This is a genomic window from Streptomyces sp. NPDC055287 (genome assembly GCF_053646035.1).
In genome coordinates, this window is the sequence record NZ_JBSHNE010000016.1 from 43,048 (window position 1) to 57,467 (window position 14,420).

The 14,420-nt window shown below is 70.6% G+C and carries 11 protein-coding genes and 3 pseudogenes; 6 read left to right on the forward strand and 8 right to left on the reverse strand.

All coding sequences use genetic code 11. The annotated features are described in order from the left end of the window. Nucleotides 1-4: 4 nt before the first annotated feature. The 3 genes from ACWIHY_RS24045 to ACWIHY_RS24055 form a co-directional block, all read right to left on the reverse strand. Nucleotides 5-1,855, reverse strand: a complete 1,851-nt coding sequence (locus ACWIHY_RS24045) for a carbamoyltransferase C-terminal domain-containing protein (protein WP_454377729.1) — start codon at nt 1,853-1,855, stop codon at nt 5-7. 28 nt (nt 1,856-1,883) lie between these two features. Beyond that, nucleotides 1,884-3,443 carry a radical SAM protein gene (locus ACWIHY_RS24050; RefSeq protein ID WP_454377730.1) on the reverse strand — a complete coding sequence of 520 codons (1,560 nt, stop codon included), beginning with the start codon at nt 3,441-3,443 and terminating at the stop codon, nt 1,884-1,886. Nucleotides 3,444-3,581: 138 nt separating this feature from the next. Next, the gene (locus ACWIHY_RS24055) at nt 3,582-3,749 is read right to left on the reverse strand and encodes a hypothetical protein (RefSeq protein ID WP_454377731.1); all 168 of its coding nucleotides are present in this window, start codon (nt 3,747-3,749) and stop codon (nt 3,582-3,584) included. A 705-nt stretch (nt 3,750-4,454) separates the two neighbouring features. Between ACWIHY_RS24055 and ACWIHY_RS24060 the strand changes: the two are divergent. Beyond that, nucleotides 4,455-4,499, forward strand: a pseudogene (locus ACWIHY_RS24060) (hypothetical protein); the annotation flags it as partial. Nucleotides 4,500-4,535: 36 nt separating this feature from the next. Here ACWIHY_RS24060 and ACWIHY_RS24065 read toward each other — a convergent pair. Next, nucleotides 4,536-4,754, reverse strand: a complete 219-nt coding sequence (locus ACWIHY_RS24065; RefSeq protein WP_454377828.1) for a hypothetical protein — start codon at nt 4,752-4,754, stop codon at nt 4,536-4,538. A gap of 146 nt (nt 4,755-4,900) precedes the next feature. Further along, nucleotides 4,901-5,155, reverse strand: coding sequence for a hypothetical protein (locus ACWIHY_RS24070; protein ID WP_454377732.1), 255 nt, complete (start codon nt 5,153-5,155; stop codon nt 4,901-4,903). A gap of 475 nt (nt 5,156-5,630) precedes the next feature. On the opposite strand from ACWIHY_RS24070, the gene ACWIHY_RS24075 reads away from it, so the two are divergent. Beyond that, nucleotides 5,631-6,110 (forward strand): hemerythrin domain-containing protein, encoded by a 480-nt coding sequence (locus ACWIHY_RS24075; protein WP_454377825.1) that lies wholly within the window; start codon nt 5,631-5,633, stop codon nt 6,108-6,110. A 276-nt stretch (nt 6,111-6,386) separates the two neighbouring features. Here the strand turns inward: ACWIHY_RS24075 and ACWIHY_RS24080 are convergent, their stop codons facing one another. Further along, the gene (locus tag ACWIHY_RS24080; RefSeq protein WP_454377733.1) at nt 6,387-8,486 is read right to left on the reverse strand and encodes a SpoIIE family protein phosphatase; all 2,100 of its coding nucleotides are present in this window, start codon (nt 8,484-8,486) and stop codon (nt 6,387-6,389) included. A 266-nt stretch (nt 8,487-8,752) separates the two neighbouring features. Here ACWIHY_RS24080 and ACWIHY_RS24085 point away from each other — a divergent pair, with 266 nt between their 5' ends. The 4 genes and pseudogenes from ACWIHY_RS24085 to ACWIHY_RS24100 all read left to right on the forward strand — a co-directional run bounded on the left by ACWIHY_RS24085 (nt 8,753) and on the right by ACWIHY_RS24100 (nt 12,957). Next, nucleotides 8,753-11,446 (forward strand): LuxR C-terminal-related transcriptional regulator, encoded by a 2,694-nt coding sequence (locus ACWIHY_RS24085; protein WP_454377734.1) that lies wholly within the window; start codon nt 8,753-8,755, stop codon nt 11,444-11,446. Nucleotides 11,447-11,671: 225 nt separating this feature from the next. After that, a pseudogene (locus ACWIHY_RS24090) lies at nt 11,672-11,938 on the forward strand (MFS transporter); the annotation flags it as partial. Between the two features lie 179 nt (nt 11,939-12,117). Further along, nucleotides 12,118-12,639, forward strand: coding sequence for a hypothetical protein (locus tag ACWIHY_RS24095; RefSeq protein WP_454377735.1), 522 nt, complete (start codon nt 12,118-12,120; stop codon nt 12,637-12,639). Nucleotides 12,640-12,759: 120 nt separating this feature from the next. Then, complete coding sequence (locus ACWIHY_RS24100) at nt 12,760-12,957, forward strand: hypothetical protein (protein WP_454377736.1); 198 nt, start codon at nt 12,760-12,762, stop codon at nt 12,955-12,957. A gap of 96 nt (nt 12,958-13,053) precedes the next feature. Here ACWIHY_RS24100 and ACWIHY_RS24105 read toward each other — a convergent pair. Both ACWIHY_RS24105 and ACWIHY_RS24110 read right to left on the reverse strand, forming a co-directional pair. Then, nucleotides 13,054-13,746, reverse strand: a pseudogene (locus ACWIHY_RS24105) (DUF2252 family protein); the annotation flags it as partial. A gap of 46 nt (nt 13,747-13,792) precedes the next feature. Then, complete coding sequence (locus ACWIHY_RS24110) at nt 13,793-14,365, reverse strand: potassium channel family protein (RefSeq protein WP_454377737.1); 573 nt, start codon at nt 14,363-14,365, stop codon at nt 13,793-13,795. Nucleotides 14,366-14,420: the final 55 nt, after the last annotated feature.

Consider the following 14,420-nt stretch of genomic DNA (forward strand, 5'->3'; position numbering starts at 1 on the left):
CTGTTCACTCGATGACCAGTCGCTGTTCGGGCAGGACAACGGCGTCCAGTTCGGTGCCGGCCAGCAGCTCCAGGGCGTCGTCCAGGTGGTTGAGGATGGGACGGCCACCGCCGTTGGCGCTGGTGTTGATCAGGACGGGCAGGCCGGTACGGCCGCCGACGGCCCGGCAGAGCCGGTGCAGTGCGGGGTGAGTGCCGGGCCGTACCGTCTGGAGCCGCGCCGTGCCGTCGATGTGCCGGACTTCGCCGAGCGGTTCGGCTCGCTCCGGCCTGACGCGTACGGCGAACAACATGGTGTCCGTGTGGTCCAGGGGCCCGGCGAAGTACCGCTCGGCGTCCTCCGCGGGACACAGCGGCGCGACCGGGCGGAACCACTCCCGTCCCTTGATCGTCTGGGAGACGTACTGCCGGGCTCCCGGCCAGTGCGCGGAGACGAGCAGGGAACGGTGGCCCAAGGCGCGCGGCCCCGTCTCCATGCCACCCTCCAGCCAGGCCACGCACCTGCGCGCGGCCAGCAGTTCCGCCACCGCCTCGATGAACGCGGCCTCGGTGTCCCAGGCCCGTACGGCGCGTCCGGCGCGCAGCGCCGAGTTCCGCGCCCCGCCGTCGCCGACCACCAACGGGGAGCCCGCGTAGGCAAGTTGGGCCCCCGGCGGACCGGCCGCCAGGGCCGGGCGCTCCGCGGGATCGGCGGCTGCCAGGGCCGCTCCGAGCGCGATCCCGGAATCGTCGCAGCAGGTGGGGACGTGGACGCGGGTGAACTGTCCCGACTCCACCAGGGCACTGTTCGCTGTGATGTTGAGCGCGCAGCCGCCCGCGTAGCAGAGCGTGGAGTAACCGGGGAAGCGCAGGCTGATGCCGGTGACCAGGTGCACCAGGTCGCGTTCGACGGCCGCCTGGAGCGTGGCGGCCAGGTCCCGGCAGGTGCGGTCGTCGGGGCTGTGCCCGACCTCGGTCCGCCTGCCGTCAGCGGTACGGATCTCGTCGGGGAACACCGAGCCGTAGGAGTGCACCACGTCGTCGTCCGAGGAGTCCGCCAGCCCCGCGTCGAGGTATCCGCCGCTGTCCGGGTCGTACTCCCACCAGCTGTCGGCGTAGCGCAGGGCCGTCCCGGCCAGCATGTCCGCGTCGAGGGGTTCGTACAGGTCCGGAGAGCGGGTTCTCGCCCCCTGGGGTACGAGCATGGCGCGCAGCACGGGAAGCAGCGCGGGGTCCGGTTCGCCCGTCGCCGACAGTCCCAGCAGCTTGCCGGTGTCGAACTGGCTGCCGTGGACGCGCCGGGCCAACGCCTCGTAGACGAGGCCGAAGCGCGGGCCCGACCGGTTGGTGAAGGACAGTACGGGGGTCAGCCGGTCGCCCTCACCGAGGCAGACCATGCCGTTCTCGGCGTAGTTGCCGGTGCCGTCCAGGGCGATCACCAGGGCTTTGCGGGCCCCCGACGTGTAGTACGCGAGGGCCGCGTGCGCGTAGTGGTGGCGCACCACGGTCAGGCCGACGTCCCCCAGGCCCTCGGCCAGTGGCCAGCCGGCGAGGTCGACCGGGCGGACGACGGCGTTCAGGAGGTTGCCGCCGGGCCGCGCCCACCAGGCGTTCTTGCCGACCAGCTCGACCAGCGCCGACGGCAGCACGCGGCACACCGGCGTGTACCAGTCGGCCACGGCGATACGGGTCACCGGTGAGTCGGCCCTGGCCCGGAGCTCGGCCAGCCAGTCGGCGGCGGTCCGCGCGAACTGCTCGTTGCCGCCGCACACATGGCGCAGGCCCAGGCGCCGTTCCGCTTCGATGACGTGGTAGCCCGACGCGTGGGTCAGGGCGGCGCCCGCGTCATGGCCGAAGTGCATTCCGATCGTTGCCACGAAACCGTACCGCTCTCTCTCGGGGGCGTCAGGCGAAGGCGGCGGTCTGGGCGTGGTGCCGCTCCAGCAGCCCCTGGACCACTTCGCGCATGTAGGCGCAGTAGCCGGGTGACATGAGCTGGATCGACCCGTTCTCCTCCTCCAGCGCTCCGGCGGAACCGCCCGAGCAGGTGCCCTGGAGCTCGCAGCCCTGGCAGCCGGGGCCGTTGGTGTACGCGCGCATGCCGTAGTCCTGGTAGGCGTCGGAGGCGAAGATGCCACGCCAGTCGTCGATGGTGCCGAGCTTGCGGGCCGTGGCCTTGCAGGCGAAGACGCTGCCGTTGGGCTCGATGGACAGCTGACGGCCCACGGCGGGGCAGGTCTTGTAGTCGGCCTGGGCGGCCCACTTGCGCTCGTCGATGATCATCTGGAACGTCTGGTACCAGTACCCGCTGAGCTGTACGCCGCGCTCGCGCCCGTAGTCGACCGCGTGCAGCAGTCGCTGGGCCACGTCGTGCGGGCTGTGCCGCTCGAAGAACTCCTTGGCCTGGAAGGACACGATCACGTCGAGCGAGTCGAGACCGGCCTCGGCGACGAAGTCGATGAGCGGAGTACCCCACTTGTCCCAGGTGAACTGGGACAGCACGGTGGTGATGCTGACCGGCACCCCGGCGGCCTTCATGTCCAGGATCGCCTTGCGCACCACGGGCCAGGGGGTCCGCTGCTGCTGCCCGCCGCGGAACTCGCCCGTCTCCGGCACCAGGTAGTCGATGGAGACGGTGGTGTCCACCTTGTGCCGGGCCAGCGCGGCCAGCAGCTCGTCGTCGATGCGCGAGCCGTTGCTCGTCAGGTCGTACGAGAGGGAGACGCCCTCGTGACTGTCCCCGAAGGTGCGCAGCACGTGCAGGATGGTGCCCCGCGCCAGTGTCGGCTCGCCGCCGAAGAAGGAGACGGTCAGGTGCCCGCCCCCGTTGGCCTTGCGCAGGGCGATGGCCTCCTTGACGGTCTTCTCCGCCACTTCCAGCGACATGTGCATGGACGGGTTGCGGCCGGAGTCGGAACCATGGTTCCAGTCGCCTTTGGCGAGCGTCGGCCCGGAGTCCGGACGCGACCGGCGCAGTTCGACCAGAACGGGACCGGGCTTCACGCTCTCTCCCGAGGTGTTGCGCTCCTCCACACCGCCGTCGAAGTTGTAGGCGAAGCAGCCCTGACAGGAGAAGTTGCAGGCGTTCGTCAGCACGAGCTGGATGGAGGAGTGGAAGACACCGCTGCTGAGTACGGACTGCCGGCTCTCCAGCAGTGCGTTGATCTCCTCGGCCTCGTCGCGGCCTGCCTCCACCAGGTAGCGCGCGTCGATGAGATCGCGCAGCGACGCCTCGTCGATCCTTTCCCGCAACTGCTCCAATGTCATGCCGTCCGCCGCGTCCTTGAGCAGCTCCACAACGTCCCGGTCGACCAGCCGCGCATTTCCGTACAGGGAATGAAAGGCCATGGTGCGTTCGCTGCCGCCATACGTACCGAGACGGCCGCCGAAAGAGGTGAAATCGCGATCTTCGGCGGAACGCAGCGTACGGGCGTAACGCGAGGACTGATAGATCGAATTCGGCATGGACAGGCCTCTCCCTGCGTATCGGAGCATCCGGCAAGGCATGGGAACAATCGGCCGCCGCAGGCGGGCACAAGCGTGCCGGCCTGCGGCGTATGAAGACCCAGCCGTCGCCGGCGGGCCCAGGAGGTGCGTCGGGGCTCAGGCGGGTGAGTCCTGTTTCCGCTGCTCAGCGGTGACAGGGGCAGCCTGTACGTCCTTCCGCACCGGGGTGATCGTCGGAGCGTTGCCCTTGTCGGGCGACACGAACGCGCAAGGCCGGGACGACGCGGTGACCGCGGGCCTGACCACTTTTCTTACTTCAGCCATGGAGCCTCCTCCAATTGTCGGGCGCGCAACAGACCTCACTGAAGCAGATGCCGGCGACACCGATAAGAGGCCCTTTCGGCCACGGCGCGACGGCTGGAACGGGCGTGCTTTCAGCCGCACTCGATGCCTGGCACGCATTCGGCGAAGGCCGGAAACGCATAGGTCTCGGCAGCGCTATTCACGATCAATTCGACTGCGTCCGGTGATCGAAATGCGCGGCCGGTCCATCCTGCGGCCGCCGCCGTTCGGGGCGTTTCCCCGGCGCGACCGGTCCTGTTTCCCGCTACGCGCCGGCCGGTGCGGAGTCCGGCCGCCCGGACGCGGACCGGATGGGTGGCGGAGGGCCGTGTCGCTTGCCGGCTGGCGGGATGTGCTACCCCCGGAACGCCCGGGCGATCGGCCGCCGGTCACCGCACCGGCCGGCGGCCCTGGCGCAATTCACGCTCCGTCGCCCCTCTGATCGGACCACGTGAGCCGCGTGGCTGCATGGCTGTACGACCGAAGTGTGTTGTCAGAGGTGGTAGTTAGGTTCCTGATCACGACGAGTGCGATGAGCGAGTTCGATGAGGAGATGCCGCCACGGCCGGGAAGGGGACCGAGGAGGTAGTGCCGAAATGGGGCAGCAATGCCGTACTGACCCTGCTTTTCCCGCCGTTCCCCGAACCGGACACGTAAGTCGGCCCGGCCTTGGCTCCGCACGACCCGGTGCGCGCCCGCCAAGTCGTCGAGGAGCTCGGCACCGTCGGGGAAGTCCTGGAGCAACTGCCGGACCGGCGTCTCCTCGGCTCAGCCGTCCAGGTCCGCGATGACTCGTACTCGGGCAAAGCGCAGGGCGGCCAGATCCTCCCACGGGATCACACAGCCATGTCGCTCCGCGACGGTTGTTCCGGCGGGTACGTACATCACCTCGCCATCGTCTTCCATGTCTGCGGGGTCGTGGAAGAACAGCAGGTGGCCGTCGGACGGCAGAGGGAGGTCCAGGAGGTCCGTCGCCTCTCGCAGCACAGCAGCACAGCAGCACAGCCGGTGGCGACAAGAGGGAAGCGGTGCCCCGGGGCGTCGAGCGGAAATCACACCCCCGAACCCTAGTAGCCGCATCCCGTCCGGCCCGTCCGGCGCCAGCCGTGCGCCGGACGGGCCGGGGCCAGGAGTCAGTGAGTGCGGTGGCCGGCGATCCACTCCGCCAGGGCGAGCAGAGTGGACTCCGCGCTGTCGGCCATGTGGTCGCGCAGCGCCTGGATGTCCTCGCGCGTGTCGCCCAGGACCGGATCGGTGCGCAGCAGCTGCCAGGACTGCTGGACGACGCTGCCCCTGCCTTGCTCGCGGAAGCGCCAGCCCCAGCGCACGATGCCGTCGTCGGCTCCGCCGACGACGAAGGCGAACGCGGTGCCCGGATCAGCCTGCACCACCTCGGACCGGGAGACCTATTAGTCCATGCCTCGAACGGCACCGTGTACGTCCTGTACGCGACCGGCACGGCCGACCTGACGGGGCTGTGGCGTCTGATCCCCGGGAAGGCCCCCCGGTACTCCACCAGTTCAGCGGGGTAGCGGCGTGCTGTGTAGGCGCCGCCCGGTCTCGGAAGGTTTGAGCGGGCCGGTGTGCCCCACCTGCGGCAGAAGGGCACGCCCAGCTCCACGCATGCGGCGTACAGCGGGAAGTACAGCCGGGGTCGGTGGGCGGCAGCAGGCCTGGGACATGTCGTTCACGGCAGTGCTGCCGTCGCCGCTCTCCGGCTCCGACGCGCTGCGCGCAGCGCTGGCGCGAGTGGTGGACATCGGGTCCTCTCCGGTCGCTGGGTGAGCCCGCGGATGACGTGCGGATTGCGGGGAAGGCGATCGGTCGACGTACTCGCACAAGGCAGGAGGCGACGTGACCGACGTGGTGGAGCTGATTACGCGGGATCACCGGCGGATGGAGGACCTCTTCCGCGCGATGCGGAGTGTGGAGGAGGACCGGGCCGGCGCGCTGAGGGAGTTCGCGGATCTGCTGATCGCACACGGCGAGGCCGAGGAGGCGGAGGTCTACCCGGCGCTGCGCCGCTACCGGAAGGTCGACAACGACGAGGTCGACCACGGGGAAGAGGAACACACCGAGGGCAACAAGGCGCTGGCGGCCCTCCTGGAGGTGTCCGAGGTGGGCTCGCAGGACTGGGACGAGAAGCTGGAGGAGCTGTCCGAGGCCATCACCCATCATCTGGACGAGGAGGAACGTACGCTCCTCAACCACGCCAGGGAACTCGTCGCGGACGAGCGGCGCGCGGAGCTGGGTGAGGCGTTCGCCCGCGAGCGTGAGCGGTTGCTCAAGGAGGGGTGCGGGAGCCTGGAGAACGTACGCAAGGTCATCGCGGCATCCGGATGACGCCGCTGCCGGTGGTCCGTCCCGCATGGCGTCGACCGACGACGCGCCGCCTTGTCGAGCCGGCCTGCGCTGCGGTCTTTGCGGTAACCGGCTGTCATCGAGTGGGTAGATGGTCCTGACCGTTGCGGCCCCGGCCGCGACGAGTCCCCACGGCTGGATCAGGGACCCCATGCCGCCGGTCGACCGTGCCGATACGTCGTGCAGCAGGTCATGGCCGGCAGCGGTTCGAGTGTGATCGCCAAGCCGGTCGCCAAGCCGGTGATGAAACTGCTCGGATCACAGCGAGCCGTCCGGACGCGTGACGCCGGGCAGAGTCTGCACGCTCCAGAGTGTCTTGCCCGGTGCCGTGTACCGGACGCCCCAGGCCTGCGCCAGCTGCGCGATGATGAACAGACCCCGCCCGCCTTCGTCGACCGTGCTGGCGTGACGCAGGCGCGGTGCGCCCAAGCTGGCGTCCCGCACTTCACAGGTCAGCGTGCGGTCATGGATGAGGCGGAGTTCGAGCGGCGGGCTGCCGTACTTGACCGCGTTGGTGACGAGTTCGCTGACGATGAGGCGGGTGTTGAAGGCGGTCTCGCTGTCCACGTCCCAGGCGGCGAGCTGCTCGCGGATGTGCTCGCGGGCGACGGCCACCGCTTGGGGGTCGTGGTCGAGTGGCCATGCGGCGAACCGGTCGCGGGGGAAGGAGCGGGTGCGCGCGACGATCACGGCGGCATCGTCGGCGCCGTGACGGGACGGGAGTGCGTAGACGAGGGAGTCGCAGAGGTCCTGGAGCGGGCGGTCGCGGTAGTTCGGAGTCGACGGCAAGGGCCCTGCCGCTTCCGCGAGGGACGAAGTGAGGCCCGGGTCGCTGGTGAAGACCAGCACACTGCCGGCCGGCACGTCGGTGACGGTGGCCGCGAAGGGTGCGTCCTCCACCGTGCCCAGGCGAGGTCCGGCCGGTGTGGCGGGGGCGATGACGGTGCCGTCCGGGCGGACGACGAGGGGCGCCAGATCACCTGCTGCGGACGTTGTGCAGGTGCCGGTCAGGGGGTCGTGGACGGCGTACACGCAGTCGGCGGTGAGCGTTTCGCGATGCAGCGGATCGGCGTGCGGCAGATGGGCCCGTTCGGCGGCGAGCTGCCGCACCGTGTCCTGCAGGCGGGCAAGCAGCTCGTCGGGGGTGAGGTCGAACGCCGACAGGGAGCGGATGGCGGTGCGTAGCTGCCCCATGGTGGCGGCCGCATTGAGTCCTTTTCCCAGCACCTTGCCGACGACGAGTGCGGTGCGGGCGCTGGACAGGGCAATCGTGTCGTACCAGGCGCCGGGGTCCCCACCGGTGACGGAGAGGTAGGCGGTCTCCAGCGACGCGTGGGTCTCCGGCCGCCGGGGCAGCAGCTGACGCTGGACTGTGGCGGCGACGGTGTGTTCCCGGGTGTAGCGCCGGGCGTTGTCGACGCACAGCGCCGTGTGCGCGGCCAGTTCCGCCGCGAGCTCCTGGTCGCCGTCGTCGAAGGGGGGCGAGTCCCCGGTGCGATACAGACTCACGATGCCCAGGGGTGCGTCGCGCAGTGCCAGGGGGACGACGAGGAGAGAATGGGCCCCCGACGAGCGGATCGCCTCCGCGACCGGCAGATCGACGGACAGCCATGGCGCGGACGGAAGCAACTGAACCACACGCGGCCGCAGATCGGTCAGGGCCTGGGTGAAGGGCGTGGGAGCCGGCAGGCGCCGGACATCGCCCACCGGACGGGCCTGCGGCGGGTTCGTACGGCTGCTGCGGAACGCGGTGCGCATCATGGGCGTGCCCGGGGGCAGCGGGGCCACCGGCGGGTCGTCGCCGCGTATCACCGCGTCCACCGCCTCCACGATCGCGATGTCGGCGAACGCGGGGACCACGGCCGCGACGAGTTCCTCTCCGGTCACTGCCGGATCCAGCGTGCGCCCCACGTGGCGGCGCACGGAGTCGAGCACGCCGGTGCGGGCACGGGCCCGCTCCCGCTCGGTGACGTCGACGGCGGTGAGTGCCACGCCGATGACCGAGCCGGCCGCTCCCTCCAGGCGCAGCGCGCTGACCTCGAAGTGCCGTTCTCGCGGCGGGTCCCCCTTGATACGTGCACGGACGATGTGCCGCAGGAGGGGGGCTCCGGTGTGCAGCACCTCGCGCAGGAGCGCCTCCATGTCGTCGTCCTCCAGCATGTTGTACGCATCGCGGAACGGGCGGCCTCGCAGGGCATCCAGGGGCACACGCCGCATGACAGGGGTGGCGGTGTTGACCCGCACGACGCGCAGGTCGGTGTCCAGCAGATGGAGGCCGATCGGTGACTGCGTGAACAGCGCCTCCAGCATCGAGGCCGCGGTCTCGTCCGGCAGCCGGTCGGGATCGCTCTGCGCCACGGGGAACACCTCTCGTTCCGTCCTGCGCTCCTTCGGCGCACGGCTACCACGTGTCCGGGTGTGTCTCCAGCGTGCTCTGCCGTCGGCGCAGCCGCATCCTCGCAGCGCGCCGACCGCGGAGCACGGGCACGAGGCTTCCGTACCCCTCACGTGCCCGGCCGGAGGGACAGGCCCCTGGGCCGCCCGCGGCGCGCGCGTGGGCGGGAACACTGGGATGCTGAGGGAGAGCGTTACCCATAACCTGGCGAACGGTGGTGGTGAACGCCATGGCCGAGTTCGGGGAGCCCGATGCGGGCCTGGATGCGGGCTTTGATGCGGGCTTGACCTCACCGTATGCAGATCCCCCGGGAGAGCCGTTTCTGCTCACTCGGTTCGCCGTACCCACGCGCCCCGCGACGTTCCTGCCGCGGAAACGATTGGCCGACCATCTCGACCAGGCACTTCTGACGCCGTTGACCTTGGTCAACGGCTCCGCTGGTGCGGGCAAGACCCTGCTGGTCGCCGACTGGGCCGCGAGGAGAGACGAGTCCGTCGCCTGGCTCACGACCGACGCGGCGGACCAGGGCGGCCCCGGAGCGCTGTGGGCGTACCTGCTCCAGGCCCTGTGCGTCTGCGGTGTGCCGCTGCCCGCAGACATCGGCTGCCCCGCGGACGCCGGCCGCGTGGACCATGCGCTGCTGGCGCGCCTCGCCGCACACCTGAGTGCCAGGGACCGGCCCGTGATCGTGGTGCTGGACGAGTACGACCGCGTGACCGATCCGGCGATCGCCGAACAGCTGGAGTTCGTCCTGCACCACGCCGGACGGGGTATGCGCCTGGTCCTCGTCACCCGTACCGAACCGCTGCTGCCCCTGCACCGTTACCGGGCGGCCGGCGACATGACCGAGATCAGGGGCGCGGAGCTGGCCTTCACTCCCGAGGAAGCGACCGCGCTGCTGGAACTGCACGGGCTGAGCCTTCCGGTGGATGCCGCCCGGGCACTCGTGGAGCGTACCCGGGGGTGGGCCGCCGGCCTGCGGCTGTGCGCCCTGGCCGCACGGGAGAGCCCGGATCCGCAGACCTACTTGAAGGAGTTCGAGGCCGACCGGACCACCGTCGCCGATTTCCTGCTCGCGGAGGTGCTCAAGCGGCAGCCCTCCGAGACGCAGGACCTCCTGCTGCGGGTCAGCGTCCTCGACCGCTTCTGCCCCGACCTGGTGAACGCGCTGACGGAGCGCACGGACGGGGAGGCCATCCTGGTCGGGTTGCATCGCGAGAACGCGTTCGTCGAGCACCTCGGGCATGCCTGGTACCGCCTGCACCCGTTGTTCGGGGAAATCCTCCGTGCCCACCTGCGTGTACGTTCGCCCAGCCTGCAGCCCGAGCTCCACCGGAGGGCCGCGCAGTGGCTGAGCCGTTATGGATCGCTCGAGGAGACGCTCGGCCACGGCGCCGCCGCGGGCGACTGGGAGTTCACGGCCGGCGCTCTCGTCGACGATCTCGCCATCGGTCAGCTCTTCAGCGGCCGTCGCTCCGACGACCTGGCCGAACTGTTCTCCCGGATGGGACCCGAGGCCGCGAGCCCCGCCACCGACCTCGTCCGCGCGGCCCGTGCCCTGTCCCGGTGCGACCTCGACCGTGGCCTGACCCACCTTCACCACGCGGAGGAGCGCCTGGAGGGGGATGCGGACGGACAGCCGGCGGCCCGGCTGAGCTGCGCGCTGCTGGAAGCCCTGGTGGCACGGCTGACCGGTTCGCCCGGAAGGGCGGAGGTGGCCGCGGAGGTGGCCCGGAAGGTACGGAACGAGGTCCCCGCCGAGCTTCTGGGCAAGCATCCGGAACTCACTGCCCTGCTGCTCACCCATCTGGGCTCGGCGCGGCTGTGGGCCGGGCGCTTCGAGGACGCACGTGCCGCTCTGGCCCCGGTGGCCGGCTGCTCCGGCGGAGCTTCGACGGCGCTTCCGCGCGAGGACTCCCTGGGCCGCCTGGCCCTCATCGACTACCTGGACGGATGGCTCGGCAGGGCGGAGCGCAAGGCGCTGGCGGCCATCGCGGCGACGGAGCGGTTCAGCCTGTCGCAACCGTCCGGTTCCGGCATCGGACGGCTGGTGCTGGCCGCCGTGGCCGTCGACCGCAACGAACTGGCCCAGGCCCAGGCCCATCTGGACGCGGTGGCCCACTCGCACGGGCCGGTGCGGGACCCGGTGACCGAAGCGGGCCGGGCGATGGCCACGGCGCGTCTGCTGCTGGCCCGCGGCAAGACGCGAGCCGCGATGGAAGCAGCGGAACCGGCCGTCTCCGCCGACGTGGTCTCTCCCTGGTCGCAGGGGCACACGGCGCTCGTAGCCTCCGCCGCACACCTGGCCGAAGGCCGGCCGGAGACGGCCGTCAGGCTGCTGCAGGCGGTGCCGGACGACCAGTTGGCGTGTGCCGTGGAGGCCGCGCGGGCCCAGCTCGCCGCAGGCGCGTCCGGCGCGGCGATCGACCTGCTCGACCGTGTACGTCCCGAGGGCCGCGCCGGCCCCGCGCTGACTGTGAGGGCCCTGCTGGTGAGGGCGCAGGCCGCGGACGGCGTGGGGGACTCCTCCACCTCGCGCAGGCTCGTCGCCCGGGCACTGCACGAGGCGCGGCGCGAGCGGCTGCGACGACCCTTCATCGAGACCGGACCGTGGATCCGGCCTCTCCTGAGGACGGCGCCTCTGCGGGGGCTGGCCGAGGGGTGGCTCACCCCGGGTTCCGCACTGCCCGGCGGCCCGCCTCGCGCCGAGGACCAGCCGCCGCCGCTCCTGGAGGAGCTGAGCGGACGCGAGCGCGACGTACTGCGACGGCTGGCCCAGATGATGTCGACGGAGGAGATCGCCGCCGATCTCCACGTGTCGGTGAACACGGTCAAGACGCACCTCAAGAGCGTCTACCGGAAGCTGTCGGTGAGCCGGCGCAACGACGCGGTGCGCCGCGCGCGCAAGCTGCGGTTGTTGTGAACTGAGGGCCGGGACTCACGACGTACCGCCGTGGTCCCGCGGCCGGACAGGCTGCCCTCGCGGTTCGTCTGGTTCATCCGGTTCATCCGGCTCGCCCGTGGTGGGTGAGGCGCCGGTCGAGGTCTTCGGCTGGGATGAAGGCAACGGCCGGGCACGTGCCGACCGCCGTCCGGCGATGCCCGGCCGAGTCGGCCGCGGTCCCGGCCGACACGGAGAGAGGACACCGTGAAGCACTGGCGGGCTCTGATCGTCCTGGGCACCGCCCAGTTCCTGATGGTGCTGGACACGTCCGTCATGACCGTCTCCATCAGCCAACTGGTCGAGGACTTCGACACCGAGGTCACCGCCGCCTGGGCAGTCATCACGCTGTACGCGCTGGTCATGGCGGCTTTCATGATCATCGGAGGCAAGTCCGGGGACATCCTCGGACGACGGCGTCTCTTCCTCATCGGGCTCGTCGTCTACGGCACGGGGTCGGCACTGACCGCCGTCTTCCTGCACGGGGAGCGACGCCGGACGCCCAGGCTCCGACCCGCTGGTGCACCTGCCCCTGCTGCGCAAGCCCCCACTGCGATCCGGGCCTGCGGGGCAGGCGAGCCGTACGAAGCAACCCGACACCGGCGCCGACGCCGACACGCCCGGCACGGCGCACCGAGCCCAGGGAGGCCGCGATGTCCAGCACGGGGAACGAGATGCCCCATGCGACGCCCCCTGCCGAGCACAGGCCCCACACCGATTACACCGGTGGCGTCTACGGATCCATGCTCGCCGCCTCCGTGGTGGTCGGCGCCGGCACCCTGGGTTCCTTTCCGCGCCTGGAACTGGTGCTGCTGCTGTTGCTCACGGGAGTGGTCTTCTGGATCGCGCACGTGCACGCGCAGCTGTTCGGCGCGCGCCTGGCGCAGCACAGCCTGGACCGCCGGACGTTGCTGAACGTCTGCCGCCACGAGTGGCCGATCGTCAAGGCAGCCGTCCCCCCGGCCGTCGCAGTGGCCGTCAGCCCCTTGCTGGGCCTCGACGTGCAAGGTGGTTTGTGGCTCGCGCTGTCGGTGGCCGTGGCCGGACAGGTGGGCTGGTCGGCGGCCGGGGCGCGACGTGCCGGCGGTTCCTGGCGCCTGGTGGCCGCCACAGCCTCGGTGAACCTCCTGCTCGGCCTGCTGATCATCTTGTTCAAGATCGTCCTGACGCACTGAAACCGGGATGCCCGCCGGCGGCATCACCTCCCCGGGGTGAGGCCGCACGGCACGCAAAGGCGGACGATCGAAGAGAACGCGAAATCCACCTGTCCCGGGCCGCCTGCGGGAGAGCCGCTCATGCGCTACGAGATCCGCGTCGAAGGACACATGACGGAGCCGCTGATCAAAGCCTTTCCGGAGCTGGAACACGTGGTGATGTCCGGTCAGACCGTCATGTTCGGGTACGTCGTCGACGAGGCGCACCTGTACGGGCTGCTGGCCCGCTGCCAGTCACTGGGACTGCGAGTCCTGGAGATGCGTCAGCTGCCGCAGTGACACGTCCTTACGACGGACTTCGTACGGCGGCCTTCGTACGACGGACCCGCGAAGGTACGACGGACTTCGAATGACGGGCGGGGTCGCGACGGCGCTGTCGGCGTAGGCCTGGGCGAACGCGATGCGAGCCCGGTCGAATCGGTCGCTGCCGCCCAGGTAGGCGGCGATGGCGACGAGGTCGCCGGAGCGGGCATCGGCCCGCGCCAGGCAGGCTCCGCACAGCTGCGCGAAGATGCGGAGCGGGCCGGGTGGTGTCCGGCCGCGCGATGCCCTTCCAGTCCCGCAGCCGGCGCACGTAGAAGTCCCGGCCCTGCCCTCGAGATCCTGGAGCGGTGTGACCAGCGGTGGGTCGGGCGCGATCCGACGGCCCTCGGCCGTGACGTGAGTATCCGGGATCCGCTGCCGGTAGGCCCGTACGCGCGTACCCACCGCGTTGTTCTGCTCCTTGACCGAGAAGCCGTTGGCCCGGCAGCCGGAAGTCGAGGAGGCGAGCGTCTCCGCGGAGCTGCACCGTCAGGCCGGTGTTCGTCAGAGCACCGATGTCGGCCGCCATGATCGCTGCCGCACCCCGGTAGGAGCGGAACGGGGACTCGAACATGCGACCGTAGCTGATGGACATCAACTCGGTCGGCCGCGAGGCCGATTGCCGCTGGATCACCGCCACGGGTCCGGCCGTACCGCGTCCCCTTCGAGCCGGGCATGCCACGAACGGGACGCACGCGTGAGCGCGTTCCTGCCGTACGCCGCCCTCTCGGCCGGTGAGGGTGAGGCGGTGAATGCGTTCGGTATGGCCTTGGCTCAAACTTCCTGGACCGCTGTTTCGTGCCGGGGAGTCTTACTCCGGCGGGGGTTCACGGCCCTGTCGCCGCAGCCCCGCCCGTACCGCGCCCGCCAGGATCCGCGCGGCGATGCTCACGAGCAGCAGCCCGCCGACGATCTGAAGCATCGCTACTACTCGCGCCGTCTGGGAGTCGGCGGTGATGTCGCCGAATCCGACGGTGGAGAACGTGGTCAGCGTGAAGTACAAGGCATCTGTCCTGGTCAGCGGTTCACTGAAGGAACCCGGGGTGGAATGCTCCAGCAAGTAGTACGTCCCGGCGAAGAGCACCAGAAACAGCGCCAGTGTCGCGGCCAGCGCCTCGACGGCTCTCAGCCGGGGATGGTGCGAGCGTGTGATGGCCCGCGCCTCCCACCCGAAGACCAGGACGACCGCCAGCAGGCCGCACGCGAGCACGGCCGAGGTGGCGCCCGTTCCGTCTCCGTCCAGGGGCAGCAGGTAGTACGCGATCACGAGGCCAGCCGCGACGCACACCGCTCGTGCGAGGGCCACCAGCGCCGCCCGCCGTCCCGGGCGCCCGAGTTCCGGAGCCCGTCCAGGCTCCGTCCGGGCAGCCGCTGAATCATTCATGCCGTGTCTCTTCGTCCGTTCCGCAGTGCGTCGGTGCGCATCTCGGCAGCCGACC